The 17,099-nt window shown below is 72.7% G+C and carries 20 protein-coding genes; 8 read left to right on the plus strand and 12 right to left on the minus strand.

Annotated elements, in window-relative coordinates; translation table 11 throughout:
- Positions 1-2 precede the first annotated feature (2 nt).
- Positions 3-1,172 carry a thiolase family protein gene (locus ACZ67M_RS26235; RefSeq protein WP_392238066.1) on the minus strand — a complete coding sequence of 390 codons (1,170 nt, stop codon included), beginning with the start codon at positions 1,170-1,172 and terminating at the stop codon, positions 3-5.
- Between the two features lie 102 nt (positions 1,173-1,274).
- Here ACZ67M_RS26235 and ACZ67M_RS26240 point away from each other — a divergent pair, with 102 nt between their 5' ends.
- The 3 genes from ACZ67M_RS26240 (at position 1,275) to ACZ67M_RS26250 (ending at position 3,007) form a co-directional block, all read left to right on the plus strand.
- Complete coding sequence (locus tag ACZ67M_RS26240; protein WP_361355632.1) at positions 1,275-1,748, plus strand: winged helix-turn-helix transcriptional regulator; 474 nt, start codon at positions 1,275-1,277, stop codon at positions 1,746-1,748.
- 140 nt (positions 1,749-1,888) lie between these two features.
- Entirely contained in the window at positions 1,889-2,764 is an 876-nt protein-coding gene (locus ACZ67M_RS26245; protein ID WP_125493726.1) for an undecaprenyl-diphosphate phosphatase, read from the plus strand.
- Positions 2,765-2,827: 63 nt separating this feature from the next.
- A complete protein-coding gene (locus tag ACZ67M_RS26250) occupies positions 2,828-3,007 on the plus strand; it encodes a hypothetical protein (protein ID WP_079163440.1) in 180 nt (59 codons plus the stop codon).
- Positions 3,008-3,037: 30 nt separating this feature from the next.
- On the opposite strand, the gene ACZ67M_RS26255 is transcribed toward ACZ67M_RS26250, so the two are convergent.
- The gene (locus tag ACZ67M_RS26255) at positions 3,038-3,778 is read right to left on the minus strand and encodes an SDR family oxidoreductase (RefSeq protein ID WP_469852995.1); all 741 of its coding nucleotides are present in this window, start codon (positions 3,776-3,778) and stop codon (positions 3,038-3,040) included.
- A gap of 152 nt (positions 3,779-3,930) precedes the next feature.
- Between ACZ67M_RS26255 and lnt the strand changes: the two genes are divergently transcribed.
- Entirely contained in the window at positions 3,931-5,505 is a 1,575-nt protein-coding gene (gene lnt / locus ACZ67M_RS26260; protein WP_469852997.1) for an apolipoprotein N-acyltransferase, read from the plus strand.
- On the opposite strand, the gene ACZ67M_RS26265 is transcribed toward lnt, so the two are convergent.
- Both ACZ67M_RS26265 and ACZ67M_RS26270 read right to left on the minus strand, forming a co-directional pair.
- Complete coding sequence (locus tag ACZ67M_RS26265) at positions 5,429-6,334, minus strand: Gfo/Idh/MocA family protein (RefSeq protein ID WP_469852999.1); 906 nt, start codon at positions 6,332-6,334, stop codon at positions 5,429-5,431. The genes lnt and ACZ67M_RS26265 overlap by 77 nt on opposite strands.
- Before the next feature lie 13 nt (positions 6,335-6,347).
- Entirely contained in the window at positions 6,348-7,529 is a 1,182-nt protein-coding gene (locus ACZ67M_RS26270; protein WP_469853000.1) for an FAD-dependent monooxygenase, read from the minus strand.
- Between the two features lie 91 nt (positions 7,530-7,620).
- On the opposite strand from ACZ67M_RS26270, the gene ACZ67M_RS26275 reads away from it, so the two are divergent.
- The 3 genes from ACZ67M_RS26275 (at position 7,621) to ACZ67M_RS26285 (ending at position 9,416) form a co-directional block, all read left to right on the plus strand.
- Complete coding sequence (locus tag ACZ67M_RS26275; protein ID WP_392102782.1) at positions 7,621-8,247, plus strand: TetR/AcrR family transcriptional regulator; 627 nt, start codon at positions 7,621-7,623, stop codon at positions 8,245-8,247.
- 43 nt (positions 8,248-8,290) lie between these two features.
- Entirely contained in the window at positions 8,291-8,803 is a 513-nt protein-coding gene (locus ACZ67M_RS26280; protein WP_365640615.1) for a DinB family protein, read from the plus strand.
- A gap of 103 nt (positions 8,804-8,906) precedes the next feature.
- Positions 8,907-9,416, plus strand: a complete 510-nt coding sequence (locus ACZ67M_RS26285) for a hypothetical protein (RefSeq protein WP_469853002.1) — start codon at positions 8,907-8,909, stop codon at positions 9,414-9,416.
- 29 nt (positions 9,417-9,445) lie between these two features.
- Here the strand turns inward: ACZ67M_RS26285 and ACZ67M_RS26290 are convergent, their stop codons facing one another.
- The 5 genes from ACZ67M_RS26290 to fabG form a co-directional block, all read right to left on the minus strand.
- Positions 9,446-9,988: a hypothetical protein gene (locus ACZ67M_RS26290; protein WP_469853058.1), complete on the minus strand. Its 543-nt coding sequence runs from the start codon at positions 9,986-9,988 to the stop codon at positions 9,446-9,448.
- Positions 9,989-10,110: 122 nt separating this feature from the next.
- Positions 10,111-10,794, minus strand: a complete 684-nt coding sequence (gene ung / locus ACZ67M_RS26295) for a uracil-DNA glycosylase (protein ID WP_361355619.1) — start codon at positions 10,792-10,794, stop codon at positions 10,111-10,113.
- Between the two features lie 74 nt (positions 10,795-10,868).
- On the minus strand, positions 10,869-12,455 hold the full coding sequence (locus tag ACZ67M_RS26300; RefSeq protein ID WP_469853004.1) for an ABC transporter substrate-binding protein: 1,587 nt from the start codon (positions 12,453-12,455) through the stop codon (positions 10,869-10,871).
- Positions 12,456-12,664: 209 nt separating this feature from the next.
- Positions 12,665-13,426, minus strand: a complete 762-nt coding sequence (locus ACZ67M_RS26305) for an SDR family oxidoreductase (protein ID WP_392018497.1) — start codon at positions 13,424-13,426, stop codon at positions 12,665-12,667.
- 42 nt (positions 13,427-13,468) lie between these two features.
- Complete coding sequence (fabG, locus tag ACZ67M_RS26310) at positions 13,469-14,230, minus strand: 3-oxoacyl-ACP reductase FabG (RefSeq protein ID WP_125494976.1); 762 nt, start codon at positions 14,228-14,230, stop codon at positions 13,469-13,471.
- A 264-nt stretch (positions 14,231-14,494) separates the two neighbouring features.
- On the opposite strand from fabG, the gene ACZ67M_RS26315 reads away from it, so the two are divergent.
- Positions 14,495-15,190, plus strand: coding sequence for a hypothetical protein (locus ACZ67M_RS26315; protein WP_469853005.1), 696 nt, complete (start codon positions 14,495-14,497; stop codon positions 15,188-15,190).
- A 40-nt stretch (positions 15,191-15,230) separates the two neighbouring features.
- Here the strand turns inward: ACZ67M_RS26315 and ACZ67M_RS26320 are convergent, their stop codons facing one another.
- From ACZ67M_RS26320 to ACZ67M_RS26330, 3 genes are all read right to left on the minus strand, one after another.
- Positions 15,231-15,614 carry a DUF3037 domain-containing protein gene (locus ACZ67M_RS26320; protein ID WP_352153454.1) on the minus strand — a complete coding sequence of 128 codons (384 nt, stop codon included), beginning with the start codon at positions 15,612-15,614 and terminating at the stop codon, positions 15,231-15,233.
- Positions 15,611-16,366 (minus strand): HipA family kinase, encoded by a 756-nt coding sequence (locus tag ACZ67M_RS26325; protein WP_392102774.1) that lies wholly within the window; start codon positions 16,364-16,366, stop codon positions 15,611-15,613. Before ACZ67M_RS26325 ends, ACZ67M_RS26320 begins: the two co-directional genes overlap by 4 nt.
- 67 nt (positions 16,367-16,433) lie before the next feature.
- Entirely contained in the window at positions 16,434-17,087 is a 654-nt protein-coding gene (locus ACZ67M_RS26330; protein ID WP_385795461.1) for a GntR family transcriptional regulator, read from the minus strand.
- Positions 17,088-17,099: the final 12 nt, after the last annotated feature.

A 17,099-nucleotide genomic window follows, 5' to 3' on the forward strand; every position in this document is an offset into this window, starting at 1 on the left:
CGTTACACGGCCTCCAGGATCATGGCGTTGGCGAGGCCGCCCGCCTCGCACATGGTCTGGAGTCCGTAGCGCGCTCCGCGCTCCCTGAGGGCGTGGACGAGGGTGGTGGTCAGGCGGGTGCCGCTGGCACCGAGGGGGTGGCCCAGCGCGATGGCCCCGCCGTGCACGTTGACCTTGCCGAGGTCGGCTCCGGTCTCCTGCTGCCAGGCCAGCACCACGCTCGCGAACGCCTCGTTGACCTCGAACAGGTCGATGTCCCCCAGGGAGAGCGACGCCCGGCGCAGCACCTTCTCGGTGGCGGGGATCACGCCCGTCAGCATCAGCAGCGGGTCGGAGCCGGTGACGGCGAAGCTGTGCAGGCGGGCGAGCGGGCGCAGGCCGAGGCGGGCCGCGGTCTCGGCCGAGGTGATCAGCACGGCCGAGGCGCCGTCGTTGACCGGGCTGGCGTTGCCCGCGGTGATGTTCCACTCGATCTGCGGGAAGCGCTCGGCGAAGGCCGGGTCGCGGTAGGCGGGCCGGAGACCGGCGAGGACCTCCACGCTGGACGCGGGGCGTACGCACTCGTCGCGCGAGACCCCGTCCAGGGGCGCGATCTCGGCGTCGAAACGCCCTGACTCCCAGGCCGCGGCGGCCTTCCGGTGCGAGGAGACGGCGAAGGCGTCCATCCGCTCGCGGGAGAGCGACCATTTGGCGGCGATCAGTTCGGCGCTGATGCCCTGCGGGACGAGTCCGTCCGGGTAGCGGGCCGCGACGCCTGGGCCGAAGGGGTCGGCGCCGGCCGGCACGTTCGACCACATCGGGACGCGGCTCATCGACTCGACCCCGCAGGCGACGACCAGGTCGTACGCCCCGGCCATGACGCCCTGCGCGGCGAAGTGGACGGCCTGCTGGGAGGAGCCGCACTGCCGGTCCACGGTGGTCGCGGGCACGGACTCGGGGAAGCCCGCGGACAGCAGGGCGTAGCGGGTGGTGTTCATGGCCTGCTCGCCGACCTGGTCGACGGTGCCGCCGATGACGTCGTCGATCAGCGCCGGGTCGACGCCGGACCGCTCGACGAGGGTGCGCAGCGTGTGCGCGAGGAGTTCCACGGGGTGGACGTGGGCGAGGGCGCCGTTCGGCCTGCCCTTGCCCATCGGGGTGCGTACGGCTTCGACGACGACTGCTTCACGCATGCTGCGGGCCTCCGGCTGCCGGCGACTACCAGTGAGTAGGAATTCTGGACTCACCATAGCCCTGCGAGTTTGAAAAACAAACCCTCCCCTATGCTGGGCGCCATGGCCGCCGCCCCCAAGAACCCGCGCCCCTGCTCGATCGCCGACACCCTGGCGCTCGTCGGGGAGAAGTACTCCCTGCTCGTCCTGCGCGAGGTCTGCCTCGGCAACGGCCGCTTCGACCAGCTGGTCCGCAACACCGGCGCCCCGCGCGACATCCTCGCCACCCGGCTCCGGCGGCTCCTGGACGCGGGCATCCTGACCAAGCAGCCGTACAGCGAGCGCCCGCAGCGTTTCGAGTACCGGCCGACCCGGGCGGGACTGGAGCTGGAACCGGTACTGATGACCCTCATGGCCTGGGGCGACCGCCACCTGCGCGCCGACGACGACCGCCCCATGGTGATCGAGCACATCTGCGGCAGCGAGCTGGTCCCGCGGATCACCTGCCGCGCCTGCGGCGACACCGTCCGGCACGAGGACCTGACCGCCCATCCACAGGCCGACGGCTGGACCGTGACGGGCCCGACGGCCGCCTAGGAGACCTTTGACCCCTGTGGGCCGGACTTCACTTTGGGACGCTACGCTGCCCCTCGGCACAGCCGGTCCCGATCATCCGACTTCGGGGTCCGGCGCGCCCATCGCCCTTTTCTCGCTCAGCACTTGGACTCAGTAACTTCATGTCTTGGTTCGAATCACTCATCCTCGGACTCGTCCAGGGGCTGACCGAGTTCCTCCCCGTGTCCTCCAGCGCGCACCTGCGCCTGACGGCGGCGTTCTCCGGCTGGCACGACCCGGGCGCCGCCTTCACGGCGATCACGCAGATCGGCACCGAGGCCGCGGTCCTCATCTACTTCCGCAAGGACATCGGGCGCATCATCTCGGCGTGGACACGGTCGCTGACCGACAAGTCGATGCGCCGCGACCCCGACGCGCGCATGGGCTGGCTGGTGATCGTCGGCTCGATCCCGATCGGCGTACTCGGCCTGACCCTGAAGGACCAGATCGAGGGGCCCTTCCGCGACCTGCGGATCACCGCGACGATGCTGATCGTCGTCGGTGTGATCATCGGCATCGCGGACCGGATGGCCGCGCGGGACGAGAAGGGCGGCCGGCACCGCGCTCCCCGCGCGCGCAAGGAGCTGGAGAACCTGACCGTCCGGGACGGCCTGATCTACGGCGTCTGCCAGGCGGCGGCCCTCATCCCGGGCGTCTCCCGCTCCGGGGCCACGATCAGCGGCGGCCTCTTCATGGGCTACCGGCGCGAGGCGGCGGCCCGGTACTCGTTCCTGCTCGCGATCCCGGCGGTGCTCGCCTCCGGGCTCTTCGAGCTGACGGACGCGATGGAGAGCGACCACGTCTCCTGGGGACCGACGCTGTTCGCGACGGTCATCGCCTTCGGCACCGGATACGCGGTGATCGCCTGGTTCATGAAGTTCATCTCCACGAAGAGCTTCATGCCGTTCGTCTGGTACCGCATCGCGCTCGGCATCGTCATCATCGCCCTGGTCAGCACCGGTGCGCTCAGCCCCCACGCCGCGGAGTCCGCGGGCTGAGCGCGACCGCTCCTGTAGCCGTCCGGTAGCGCACCGTCAGCGCTTGGGCCTACGCTGGTCCGCATGTCCCCCGATTACGCGACCCCTGGTTCCGTGCGCTCGGCCGCGGAACTGAACGAGAAGATCCGTGCGCTGTGGCGCCGCGCGGGCGGGACCCTGTCGGCGCAGGAGCGCGTGGAGTACGAGTTGCTGGTGGTCGAGTGGGCGACCGCGATCCGCGGCGAGGTCATCGAGGCCGCCTGACCCGGAGCCCCCCCCGGCACCCGCCCGCTGTCAGCGCCCGCCGGCCACCCGGAGCACCGTCCCCGTCGTGTACGAGGCGTCGGGCGACATCAGCCAGGAGATCGCCGCCGCGATCTCCTCCGCCCGTCCGGCACGGCCCATCGGCACCGCCGCCCCCATCCGCCGCGCCCGGTCCGGCGCGCCCGCCGCCGCGTGCATCTCGGTGTCGATGACGCCGGGCGCGACCGCGTTGACCCGGACACCGTCCGGCCCCAGTTCCTTGGCCAGCCCCAGCGTCAGCGTGTCGACGCCCGCCTTGGCCGCCGCGTAGTGGACGTACTCCCCCGGGCTGCCGAGCGTCGCGGCGCCCGACGAGACGTTGACGATCACACCGGTCCCCCGCGCCGTCATGAGCCGCGCGGCGCGCCGGGCGCACAGCAGCACGCCGAGCAGGTTGACGTCCAGGACCCGGCGCAGGTCGGCGGTGTCGCTGTCGGCGAGGCACCCCAGCGGACCGGTCACGGCCGCGTTGTTCACCAGGCCCGTCACCGGCCCGAGCCGCTCCTCCGCCACGTCGAAGAGGCGCTCGACGTCGGCCTCGACCGAGGTGTCCGCGCGTACCGCCACCGCGCGTCCGCCCGCCTCGCGCACGCCCGCGACGACGGCCTCGGCGGCCGCCGAGTCCCGCGCGTAGCCGACGGCAAGGTCGTGTCCGTCCGCCGCGAGGCGCAGACAGGTCGCCGCGCCGATGCCACGGCTGCCGCCGGTGACCACGGTGATGGGTCGGTTCATGAGCACCTCCGATTTGATCGATCATCGATCACTCTAGGACGTGGAGAACGCGTTGCACATGCCTTGCGCACCATCGGCATCCGGTGTGATCAACTGAAATTCGCCCTCGTCGCGGGCGCACACTGTAGGCATCGGGGGGTAGGGAGCCGCCCATGAAGACGCTCGACCGCCGGCTCGCCTCCCCGTGGTGGCGCTCGGCCGCCGCCGTGCTCGCCGGAGCGCTGCCCGTACTCGCGTTCCCGGGCCCCGCCCTGTGGTGGTGGGCCTGGTTCGCGCTGGTCCCCTGGATCCTGCTGGCCCGCACCGCGCCGACCGGGAAGCGGGCGGCGTACGACGGGTGGTGCGCCGGCTTCGGCTTCATGCTCGCCATGCACCACTGGCTGCTGCCGAACCTGCACGTGTTCACCTTCGTGATCGCGGCGCTGCTCGGCGCGCTGTGGGCACCGTGGGGCTGGCTGGTGCGGCGGCTGCTGGGCGGCGCGCCCTCGGCCGGCCGGGTCGCGGCGGCGCTCCTGGTGCTGCCGTCGGGCTGGCTGGCCGCGGAACTGGTCCGCTCCTGGCAGGGGCTCGGCGGCCCCTGGGGGATGCTCGGGTCCAGCCAGTGGGAGGTGGCCCCGGCGCTGCGGCTGGCCTCGGTCGGCGGGGTCTGGCTGCTGAGCTTCCTGGTGGTGGCGGTGAACGTCGCCGTCGCCGTGCTCGTCGCCGTCCGCCGGGCGCGGATGCCCGCGCTGGCCGGGCTGGTCGCCACCGCGGCCGCCACCTCCGCGGCCTGGGTCTGGTCGCCGCGCCCCGACACCGACGAACGGGCCGCGATCGCCGTGGTGCAGCCCGGCATCGTGGACGGCGCGAACAGCGCCGACCGGCGCTTCGACCGCGAGGAGCGGCTCACCCGCGGGCTCGCCGGCCGGGACCTCGATCTGATCGTCTGGGGCGAGAGCAGCGTCGGCTTCGACCTGGACGACCGGCCCGACCTGGCCCGCCGGCTGGCGGCGCTGTCCCGGGAGACCGGCGCGGAGATCCTGGTCAACGTGGACGCGCGGCGCTCGGACAAGCCGGGCATCTACAAGAGTTCGGTGCTGGTCGGCCCCGACGGCCCGACCGGCGACCGGTACGACAAGATGCGGCTGGTGCCCTTCGGGGAGTACGTACCGGCCCGCTCCCTGCTCGGCTGGGCCACCTCCGTCGGCGAGGCGGCCGGCGAGGACCGCAGGCGGGGCACCGAGCAGGTGGTGATGAACGTCGGGGACGGGCTGCGGATCGGCCCGATGGTGTGCTTCGAGAGCGCCTTTCCCGACATGAGCCGCCAGCTGGCCGCCGACGGCGCGGAGGTGCTGGTCGCCCAGTCGTCGACGTCGACGTTCCAGCACACCTGGGCTCCCGCGCAGCACGCCTCGCTCGCCGCGCTGCGCGCCGCGGAGACCGGCCGGCCGATGGTTCACTCGACGCTGACCGGCGTCTCCGCCGTGTACGACGCGAACGGGAAGCGGATCGGCTCCCGGCTCGGTACCGACGCGAGCACCGCGCGGGTGTACGAGCTCCCCCTCACGCACGGCACCACGCCGTACGTGCGCCTCGGCGACTGGACCGTGTACGCGGCGCTGGTCATCCTCGCGTCGTGGGGCGCCGGCGAGGGCGTACGGGCGGTGCGGCTCAGGCGGAACGCTCGTGGACCGCGCGTACCACCCGCTCACACAGATCGTGGGTCTCCAGCGCGTCCCGGGCACTGAGCACCCGCCCCGCGCGCACCGTGTCGAGGAAGGCGAGCACCGCCTGCTCGATGCCGCGCTGCCGGGCGACCGGCACCCAGTCGCCGCGCCGCCGCACGGTGGGCTGACCCTTGTGGTCGATCACCTCGGCGAGGTTGACCACCTGGCGCTTGGTGTCCTGACCGGAGACCTCCAGGATCTCCTCCGCCGAACCGCTGAGCCGGTTCATGACGCCGAGCGCCGTGAAGCCCTCCCCGGCGAGCTGGAGCACGACGTGGTGCAGGAGCCCGTCCTGGACGCGGGCACGCACGGTCACGTCGTCGACGGGTCCCGGTACCAGGAAGCGGAGCGTGTCCACGACGTGGATGAAGTCGTCGAGGATCATCGTGCGCGGTTCCTCGGGCAGCCCGGTGCGGTTCTTCTGCATGAGGATCAGCTCGCGCGGGTGCTCGGCGCACTGCGCGTACCCGGGCGCGTAACGGCGGTTGAAGCCGACGGCGAGGCTGGTCCGCCGCTCCTCGGCGAGGGCCACCAGCCGTTCGGACTCGGCGAGTTCGTAGGCGAGCGGCTTGTCGACGTAGGTCGGGACGCCGGCTTCCAGGAGCCCGGTCACGATCTCGGGGTGGACGGCGGTCGGCGCGTGCACGAAGGCGGCGTCGAGGCCCTGGGCGAGCAGTGAGTCCAGGTCGGCGTGGCGCTGGGCCTCCGGCAGGCGCAGTCCGTCGGCGACCCGGGTGAGGGTGGCGGGGGTGCGGGTCTGCAGGTGCAGTTCGGCCCCCGGCAGGGCGGAGAGCACCGGCAGGTAGGCCTTCCGCGCGATGTCGCCGAGTCCGATGCAGCCGACCTTCACGGGGTGCGCTCCTCTATCGTTCGCCGGTCCTGGTCCGCGCTGAAGCATACGGGGGCTGCGGTGGCCGCCAGTCGGCGATGCCGTCGAAGCCCCGCAGGAAGAGAGCGGGTGCCGCCTTGGACAGCGCGAGCAGCGCGACGTCACGGGCCGCGATACCGGCGCGGCTGGTCATCAGGTTGAGACGGGCGACCCGGACGGCCCGGCGGGCGACGGCACTGGCACGGGGCTGCCGGGCGGCCGTGTAGGCGGCGAGGTCCCGGCTGTGGTGGGCGAGGACGACCGCGTCCTCGATGGCCTGATTGCCGCCCTGCCCGAGATTGGGCGGCATGGCGTGCGCGGCGTCGCCGAGCAGGGCGACCCGGCCGCGGTGGTAGGCGGGCAGCGGTGCGGAGATGTGGTGCACGTCGTGGCGCAGGACATCCTCGGGGCGGGCCGCGGCGAGCACCGCGGGGATCGGGTCGTGCCAGTCGCCGTAGCGGTGCAGCAGCTCCGCCCGCTCGTCTTCCGCGTGTCCGCCGGCCGGGGCGACGGCGGCGGCGTAGGCGTAGGCCCGGCCGTCCTTGAGCGGGTGTGTGCCCCAGATGCGGCCCCGCCCCCACGTCTCGTGGGAGGCGAACTCGACGCCGGGCAGCGGAATCACGACCCGCCAGGTGGTGAAGCCGGAGTACACGGTGCCGGGGTGGTCCGGGAACAACCTGCGGCGCACCCCGGAGCGGATGCCGTCGGCGGCGACGACCAGGTCGGCCTCCCACTCGCCGCCCGCGGTGCGCACCCTGGCCGGGCGATCGTGGTCGCCGGGGTCGGCGAGCATCGCGTCGGCGGCCGTGCGGACGGCGTCCGGGGGCAGCCGCTCGGACAGGCGGTCGATGAGGGTGGCCCGGTGCAGCAGCACCAGCGGACCGCCGAACCGGGCCGCGGCGGCCTCCGCGCTGGACCGGGAGAGCCAGCGTCCGCCCGGCGTGCGCACTCCCCCGTCGCCCTGCCAGGCGGCGAGGTCGCGGACCTCGTCGCCGAGCCCGATGACGTCCAGCGCGCGCAGGGCGTTGGGCGACAGGGAGATGGCCGCGCCGACCGGCCGCAGGGAGGCGGCCCGCTCCAGGACGGTGACCCGCAGTCCGTTCTGGTGCAGGGCCACCGCCGCGGTGAGGCCACCGATGCCGCCGCCGATCACGACGGCCCGCCTTGTCCGTGCCATGGCTCTCTCCACCGCTCTCGTCACTACAGGTGTAGTAGCTCCTGTCGCCGACTGTACTACAGCCGTAGTGCGGTCGGGTAGGTTGACCTCCATGCCCCCCTCCACCCCGGCCTCCGTGCCCTCCGCGGCCCCCGCCACCCCCACCGCCGCCTCCCGCTCCGACCTGGTCGCAGACGCGGCGCTCGCCCTGCTCGCGGAGCGCGGGATGCGCGGGCTGACGCACCGCGCGGTCGACGAGACGGCCGGACTCCCGCAGGGCTCCACCTCCAACCTCGCCCGTACCCGGCAGGCCCTGCTCGAACTGGCGGTGCGGCGCCTGGCCGACCGGGAGGAACGGGTGCTGGCGCTGCACGAGATGCCGGACCCGCGCGCCGGCCTCGACCCCCTGGTGGACGCGCTGGCACTGGCGACGCACCGCGCGCTGACCCTCAACCGGGACCTGACGCTGGCCCGCTACGAACTGGCCCTGGAGGCCACCCGCCGGCCCGAGCTGCGGGCCCACTTCGACGCGGCGGGCGCCCGATTCCGGGAGCGGCTGGGCGGACTCGTCACGGAGCTGGGCTCGCCGGACCCGGAGCGCCACGTGCTCTCGCTGGTCGCCTGGGCGGACGGACTGATGTTCAGCTGCGTGGCCGGCACCTTCCACGCCGAGGTGCCCGGCCTCCGGGACGTGCGGTCGGGACTGCGGGAGATCCTGGACGGCATGCTGGGCGGCTGAAACTCCCTGGCGCACGGGGACGGCGCCGGGCGAGGATGCCGGCATGACTACCGAACGCCGCGAGCCCGACCCCGATGCCGACGAACGCACCATGCTGGAGGGCTGGGTCGAGTACCACCGCCAGACGCTCGCGTGGAAGTGCGAGGGCCTCACCGACGAACAGCTGCGCACGGCCTCCGTGAGCCCGTCGGGGCTGACCCTGATGGGACTGGTGCGGCACATGGCGGAGGTGGAGCGCAGCTGGTACCGCAGGGTGCTGGCGGCCGAGGACGCGGGCCCGATCTACTACTCGGACGCGGATCCGGACGGTGAGTTCCGGGTGACCGCGTCGGACACCTGGCAGGAGGCGCGCGCGACCTGGCAGGCCGAGATCGAGGCGGCCCGGCGCAACGCGGCCGGATTCCCCCTGGACGACATGGGCCGGGGAAAGCACGCCCGCACCGGTGAGCGCTTCAGCCTGCGCTGGATCCACACTCACATGATCGAGGAGTACGCCCGTCACAACGGGCACGCCGACCTGATCCGGGAGTGCCTGGACGGTGCCACGGGCGACTGACGTCACCCCCGACGGCCACCGGGCCTCCGTACGGGGCCTGAGATCACCCGTGCGGGGCAACCTCCGCTCGTCCGGCGCCGAGGAACGGACCCGAACCAGCAGAGTGACGCGGGTGCATCGAACGAGGACCACAGCGACGCTCCTGGTGACCTTGGCCGTCACCTCCCTGACCGGCTGTACGACGGTCCACGGCCCGGCCGCCGCCGACCCGGCCCCGGCGGGCGCCCGCTCCCAGGCGCCGCGCCCGGACGGACCGGCCGGACCCCGGGTCGTCCAGGCGCCGGCCCGGGAGGCGCTGGAGATGATCGGCCCCTCGCCGACCCCGGACCGCGCGGCCCGGGAACCGCGCGGTACGGAGCCCCCGGCCGCCGGGCCGCCCCCGCAGGAGGCGCCGGCCGCCCGGGCCCGCCCCGAGCGGCGGCCACGGCCCGCCCGGCCCGAGACACCGGCTCGGACCCAACGGCCGAGGGTGCCCGACCCCGGGGTCACCGCACTCCCACACGCGCCCTCGACCGGCCGGAACACGGACGTGTGCTCACTCGGCAAGCGGTACGGCGGCTGGCGCCCCGGCAGCCCGGAATCCCGCATCTGCGAGCAGGCGTACGGCCCCTGAGTACGACGGCGCACGGGCGCCACTCATGCCTAGGGCCGCTGCCGCGGTGGTCTCGGCCATCCGCCGGGACGCTCGGGCCCGTCCGTACCACCGCCCGCGCCGTCCAGGCGGCGCTCCAGCCGGCCGATCGCCGCGCGCACACCCTCGCCGTACCGGTCGGGGGCCAGTGACTCGGCCGCGCCCCGGGCGCGCCGCAGGTGCAGGCGGGCGGCCTCGCGGTGGCCGAGGCGGTCGTAGTCGTCCGCGAGGTTCAGGTGGAGCGAGGGGTACAGGGCGCGCGCGGCGAGCGTGCCCTCGTGGGGACCGGCGGGCGGGTCCTGGGTGATCTCCTCGGCGGCCGCCAACGCGCGAAGGTCCCAGGCCAGTTCGTCGCCCGGGTCGTCCTGGGTGTCGGCCAGGTAGTGGGCCAGCGTGCACCGGTGCAGGGGGTCGCCGTGCTCGCCGATCTCCGCCCAGAGGCCGAGGAAGCGGTCCCGGGCCTCCTCGCGGTCGCCCGCGTGATGCAGCATGACGACCTGGCCGATGCGCGTCAGCACGGCATCCGGCGCCGCCTGCTCCCGTCCCTTGGCCACCACGTCCTCCGTGCCCTCGTCGGCTGTCACGACCGACGCTAACCGCAGGCGGCCACGATCCGGCTCAGGCCGCACCGGGAGGCGCGGGCCGGGCGACGGCGGACCCGGCCCGCACCTCCGGGTCACTTCAGGTTCGGAATGGTCCAGTCGACCGGCTCGTGGCCCTGGGCCGCGACCGCCTCGTTGATCTGCGTGAACGGACGCGAGCCGAAGAACTTCTTCGCCGACAGCGGGGAGGGGTGCGCCCCCTTCACCACCCGGTGCCGGGTCTCGTCGATCAGCGGCAGCTTCTTCTGCGCGTAGTTGCCCCACAGCACGAACACCGCCGGGTCCGGCCGGTCGGCCACCGCGCGGATCACCGCGTCGGTGAAACGCTCCCAGCCGCGGGCCTTGTGCGAGTTCGCCTCACCCGCCCGGACCGTGAGCACCGCGTTGAGCAGGAGGACGCCCTGCTCCGCCCAGGGCATCAGGTATCCGTTGTCCGGGACGGGCGTGCCCAGCTCCGCGTGCATCTCCTTGTAGATGTTCCGCAGGGACGGCGGGACCTTCACCCCGGGCCGGACGGAGAAGCACAGCCCGTGGCCCTGGCCCTCGCCGTGATACGGGTCCTGCCCGAGGACCAGCACCTTGACCCGGTCGTACGGCGTGGCGTCCAGCGCGGCGAAGACCTCCTCGCGCGGCGGGTAGACGGGGCCGTTCGCCCGCTCCTCCTCGACGAACTCCGTCAGCTCCTTGAAGTAGGGCTGCTGAAGCTCGTCGCCCAGCACCTCGCGCCAGGACTCGGGCAGCATGGCGGTGTCGGTCACGTCAACTTCCTTACGCTGTGCGGTCGCTTTCCACTCCTCACGAACCTACCGGCGACCACTGACAACCGGGCCGCCTACCAACTGGTCTTCCGGGAGAGCCGCCACATCATCATGATCGTCGACGGGTCCATGGCCTGCTCCGCGCCCGAGATGTCGGCATTCGCGGCCACGTACTGCTTGCCCTGCCACAACGGCAGCAGGCGCGCGTCGTCCAGCATGATCTGCTGCGCCCGCTCGAACTCCCGCTCCACGTTGGCCCGGTCGCTCTCCCGGCGGGAGCGCGGCAGCAGCTCACCGGTGATCTCCGGCGCGGGGTAGGGCGTACCGAGCGCGTTCTGCTCACCGACGAACGGGGCGATGAAGTTCTCCGCGTCCGGGAAGTCCGGGGACCAGCCGCGACCGAACACCGGGTACTCGCCCTTCTGGTAGCCGGTGACGTACGTCTTCCAGGGGCGGCTCTTCAGGGTGACCCGGAACAGGCCCGAGGCGTCGAGCTGCCGCTTGATCTCCTTGAACTCCTTCGCCGTCTCGGAGCCGTACCGGTCGGTGGTGTACCAGAGGGTGAGCGGGACGCGCTGGGTGATGCCCGCGCCGGTGAGGATCTCGCGGGCCTTGGGGACGCTGGGGTCGCCGTAGTCGTCGAAGAAGCCCGTGGTGTGTCCGGTCAGGCCCTTGGGGACCATCGAGTACAGCGGGTCGACCGTGTCCTGGTGGATCGTGTGCGCGATCGCCGCCCGGTCGATCACCTGGGCGACGGCCCGGCGGACCTCCTTGCGGCCCGCCCACGGGTCCTCGGGGTTGAACACCAGGTAGCTGATCTCCGTGCCGCTGCCCTCGACCAGCTGGAGTTCCTCGTCCCGGCCGGCCTTGCCCTGGAGCGTGACGACGTCGTCGGCCGCGAGTCCCCGGTAGGTCACCTGGATGTCGCCGTCGCGCAGCGCCTTCACCATGCCGGCGGAGTCCTTGAAGTAGCGGATCGTCACCGCCTTGTTCTCGCGGTCGGCGAAGCCCTCGTAGTGGTCGTTGCGCACCAGTTCGGCGCGCTCGCCGTCCTCGTACGACTCCAGCGTGTACGGTCCCGAGCCCACGACCTGGCCGTCCTCGCGCAGCTCCTTCGCGGGGTAGCTGCCGGGCTCGACGATCGACATGGCGGGCGTGGCGAGCACGAACGGGAAGGTGGCGTCGGGCTTGTTGAGGTGGAAGACCACCTCGCGCTCGCTCGGCGCCTGGACGCGTTCCAGGCTGCCCAGCAGTCCGGCGGGACCGCCGTTGACGTTGATGTCCTTGATCCGGTCGATCGAGTGCTTGACGGCCCGCGCGTCGAGCCGGTCCCCGTTGGAGAAGGTCAGGCCGTCGCGCAGCTCGCAGCGGTACACCTGGTTCGTGGAGTCGGTGAAGGCGCACTCCTCGGCGGCGTCGGGCTGGGGCGCGGTCGCACCGTTGGGGTAGCTGAGCAGCGTCTGGTAGATGTTCCGGAACAGCTCCCAGGAGCCGTCCCAGGAGGCCGCCGGGTCCAGAGTGCTGGGCGCGCTCGTCGTCCCCACGACGATCGGCCCCTCGTCCTCCGAGCTGTCGGACGACAGAATGCCGCAGCCGGTGACCAGCGACGATATGGACACGATGGCCGCCACCCGACGCAGGCCTCGGTTCCGGTTGAACACGCGCACGCTCCTCGATCCGCCGTGCCAAGGGTCGGCAGACCATACCGCAGCGCCGTGCCACCTGAACCCCCTTCTGAACAGGGGTTTTGATCATTTGGCGATGACTACGTTGTCATCCTCCCGGCGGTCTCGACACGCGGACACGGGCGCCGTTTCCGTCAACGGCGCCCGTGTCCCGGGCCGGTCCTCAGTGCTGTCGACAGGCGAGATCAGGCCACGCCGGCGTTCAGGAAGATGCCTCCGTCGACGACGAGGGTCTGACCGGTGACCCAGTCGGACTGCGTCGAGGTGAGGAAGGCGGCGGCACCGCCGATGTCGGAGGGCACGCCGAGCCGGCCCAGCGGGTATCCGGCGGCCGCCTCCTCTTCCCGGCCCTCGTAGAGGGCGGCGGCGAACTTGGTCTTCACGACGGCCGGGGCGATCGCGTTGACCCGCACCTTCGGCGCGAACTCGTGCGCGAGCTGCGCGGTGAGGTTGATCAGCGCGGCCTTGCTGACGCCGTACGCGGCGATGAAGGGCGAGGGCGAGAGGCCCGCGACGGACGCGATGTTGACGATCGCGCCGCCGTTCTCCTTCTGCCAGGCGTGCCAGGTGCGCTGGGCGAAGCCGAGCGCCGAGATCACGTTGGTCTCGAAGACCTTCCGCGCGACGTTCAGGTCGAGGTCGGCGATCGGCCCGAACACCGGGTTGGTGCCTGCGTTGTTGACCAGGAAGTCGACGCGGCCGAAGGCCTCCATCGTGCGCTCGACCGCGACGGCCTGGTGGGCCTCGTCGTGCGCCTTGCCGGCGACACCGATGACCCGGTCGGCGCCGAGCTTCTCGACGGCCTCCTTGAGGGCGTCCTCGTTGCGGCCGGTGATGCAGACCCGGTCGCCGCGCGCGACGAGCGCCTCGGCGACGCCGTAACCGATACCGCGGCTGGCGCCGGTGACGAGCGCGACCTTGCCGGAGAGTACGGGGAGTTCAGTCATGTCCGTGTTCCCTAGTGTCCGTGTTCCCTGGTCTCCGTGGCCCTAGTCGAGCGGTCCGCCGGCCACGTACAGCACCTGGCCGGAGACGAAGCCGGCCGCCTCGCCGGTGAAGAAGGCGATGGCGTTGGCGATGTCGTCGGGCTCACCGACGCGGGCGACCGGGATCTGGGTGGCGGCGGCGGCCTTGAAGTCGTCGAAGCCCATGCCCACGCGGTCGGCGGTGGCCTTGGTCATCTCGGTGGCGATGAAGCCCGGGGCGACGGAGTTCGCGGTGACGCCGAACTTGCCCAGCTCCTTGGCGAGGGTCTTGGTGAAGCCCTGGAGACCGGCCTTGGCGGCGGAGTAGTTGACCTGACCGCGGTTGCCGAGCGCGGAGGAGGAGGACAGGTTGACGATGCGGCCGAAGCCGGCGTCCACCATGTGCTTCTGGCACGCCTTGGACATCAGGAAGGCGCCGCGCAGGTGCACGTTCATGACGGTGTCCCAGTCGGAGGCGCTCATCTTGAAGAGCAGGTTGTCGCGGAGTACGCCCGCGTTGTTGACGAGGATCGTCGGCGCGCCCAGCTCCCCGGCGATCCGCGCGACGGCCGCCTCGACCTGCGCCTCGTCGGAGACGTCGCAACCGACCGCGATCGCCTTGCCGCCGGCCGCGGTGATCTGCTCCACGGTGTCCTTGCAGGCGGCCTCGTCGAGGTCGATGACGGCGACGGCGCGGCCCTCGGCGGCCAGTCGTACGGCGGTCGCGGCACCGATGCCGCGCGCGGCTCCGGTGACGACGGCGACTCGCTGCTCAGTGGTGGACATTGCTGCTCTCCTCGTCCTGGGGATGCGGCCCGTGCGGAGCGTGCGCCCTTGGGTGAGCGACCGCTTAGTACCTTCCGCAGACGTGACGCTAGAAGCCCTGGCACCCGGTGTCAACGGGACACCGGGCCGGTGTGATCCATTACCCGGGCTCCCCGGTGCGTCACCATCCCCGGCCTACCCGATCGGACCAGCGCTGCGCGCCCCCGGGCCCCCGGGCCCCTAGCGTCGAAGCGCGAGCCACTCGTGGCCGGAAAGGAGACGTCCATGCGCCGTCTAACCGGTGCCGCAGGCATAGCCGTCGCGATAGCCGCGATCGTGCCGATGGCCGACACCGCACACACCCAGGAACTGGACTCCCGGAGTCCCACCCAGCAGGCGGGCCAGGCCGCCTTCGAGAGCGATCCGAACGCCCCGGACGCGTTCACCGAGGACCTGTTCGCCCCGGACCCACTCGACCAGGGAGAACCCGACGGAAGCGACTTCGGCGCGGGCTCGTTCGACCCCGGCGGCAACGACCCGGCCGGAAACGACCAGGGCGGGTTCGGCGAGGGCGGAGCGGACCAAGGCGGGTTCAACGACGGTCGGCACGACGCGGGCGGGAACGATCAGGGCGGCTTCGACCAGGGCGGGAACGGCGGCCGGGACGAGGACCGGGACGACCAGGGCCGGCAGGTGGAGCAGATCCAGCGGGTGGAGCAGAACCAGCGCGTCGAGGTGCAGATCGCCTCGCTCCCGACCACCTCCTCGACCTCGGCGCCGCTCCCGGTCGCGCCCGCACCGACCGCCGCCACGAGTCCGTCGGCCTCCCCCGCCGTCACTCCGACGCGCGGCACCCAGGGCGGCCTGGGCGGCTCCTTCAGCGGCGGGCCGAGCCGCTCGGACATCGCCATCGGGCTGGGCTGCGTGGCCAGCGCCACGCTCGCCGCCGGCTACGCGCTCAGGCGCCGCCGGCGCGCCTGACACCCGCAGCGGCTCAGGGCCGGAGCGAACCCGCGCGGCGTCACCGCACCAGCAGGTCGAGCAGCCGCTGCGCCTCGGCCGCGGGATCGGCGGTCAGGCCGGTGTGCACGGGGCCCGGCTGGACGATGGTCGAGCGGGGCGCGATCAGCCAGCGGAAACGGCGGCCCGGATCGTCCTGGGCCGCCTGGCCCGCCGCGTCCCCGCCGGTGCACACCCCTTCCACGGCGCGCAGCGCCGCACGTACACCCGGCAGGTCCACCCGCGGGTCGAGGGCCAGCAGCCTGGCTTCGTCGAGGTGCGTGCGGGCGCCGACGTAGGACTTGGCCCGGCAGTACACGAGGACGCCGGCGTTGACGCACTCCCCGCGCTCGACGCGGGGTACGACGCGCACCAGCGCGTACTCGAAGACGTGGCGGTCGCTCACCGCTCCCCCTTGACGCGTTCGTGGATCGTGGCGGCCCGGGCGAGCAGCGGCCGGGCATAGGCCCGCCGCAGGTCGTCGGGGGTCGCGAAGCCGGGCTCGTCCCGCAGCCACACGTCCGGGATCTCGGCGGTGACCTCCGCGAGGAGTTCCCCGGTGACCAGCGGCGCGAGCGCGGCGGCGGCCGAGCGGACGTCCGGCGAGAAGCGCGCGAGGGCGTGGTCGGAGGCGTCGTAGGGGCGGGCCGCGGAGGCCTCGGCACCGGGCCAGTTGTGCTGCCAGATCATGGTCGCGCCGTGGTCGATGAGCCATGTCTCGCCCCGCAGGCGCAGCAGGTTGGGGTTGCGCCAGGACCGGTCGACGTTGTTCACCAGCGCGTCGAACCAGACGATCCGGCCGGCCTCCTCGGGGCTCACCTCGAAGGCGAGCGGGTCGAAGCCGAGCGCGCCGGAGAGGAAGTCCATGCCGAGGTTGGTGCCGCCGCTCGACTTGAGCAGCTCCTGCACCTGCTGGTCGGGCTCGCCGAGCCCCAGGACGGGATCGAGGTCGACCGTCACGATGCGCGGGACGCGGAAGCCCAGCCGCCGGGCCAGCTCACCGCAGACCACCTCCGCGACCAGCGTCTTGCGTCCCTGCCCCGCGCCGGTGAACTTCAGGACGTACGTCCCGAGATCGTCGGCCTCGACGAGCCCGGGCAGCGAACCGCCCTCGCGCAGGGGTGTGATGTAGCGGGTCGCGGTGACCTCTTTCAGCATGTTCCCGGGCCGTCCGTCGGTGGATCTGCGTCGCGCATGCAGTGAGCATAGTGATCGGCGCCGGTCGTCACGCCCCGCCCTCCGCGTACCGGTCGAGGTGGCGCCGCAGGCTGGACTCCAGATGCTCGCTCATGGCCCGCGACGCCCGTTCGGGACTGCGCCGCAGCACCGCCCGCAGGATGCGGCCGTGCTCCATGACGGTGGCCGGACTGCCGCCCGAGACGGGGCTGAGCCGGAAGAGGTGCAGGTGGGTGTGGAGCCGCTCCACCGCCGCGGCGAGCATCGTCCGGCCGGACGCGACGGCCAGCGCGTCGTGGAACCGCTGGTCCAGCACCGCGAAGCGCCCGTACTCGGCGTAGCTGTGCCCCTTGTCCGGCAGCCCCCGCATCTCCTCGACCACGGCCTCGATCCGGTCCAGCGCCGCCTCGCCCATGTGCTCGGCGGCCAGCGCGGCGGCCCGCGGCTCCAGCAGCAGACGCATCTCGAAGAGTTCCTCCACCCCCTGCCGGGTGAGCAGTTCGGTGGCCCGGTATCCGGAGAGCGACCGCTTCACCACCAGTCCGTCCGACTCCAGGCGGGCGAGCGCTTCGCGCACCGGCGTCGCCGAGACTCCGAGGGACCGCGCGACGGACTCGATGCCGACCCGTGCGCCGGGCTGGATCACATGGTCCATGACCATGGCCTTGACCGCCTCGTAGACGCTGACCGCCAGCACCGACATCGCTGCGTCCTC

The sequence above is a fragment of the Streptomyces sp. NPDC107500 genome (assembly GCF_055582785.1).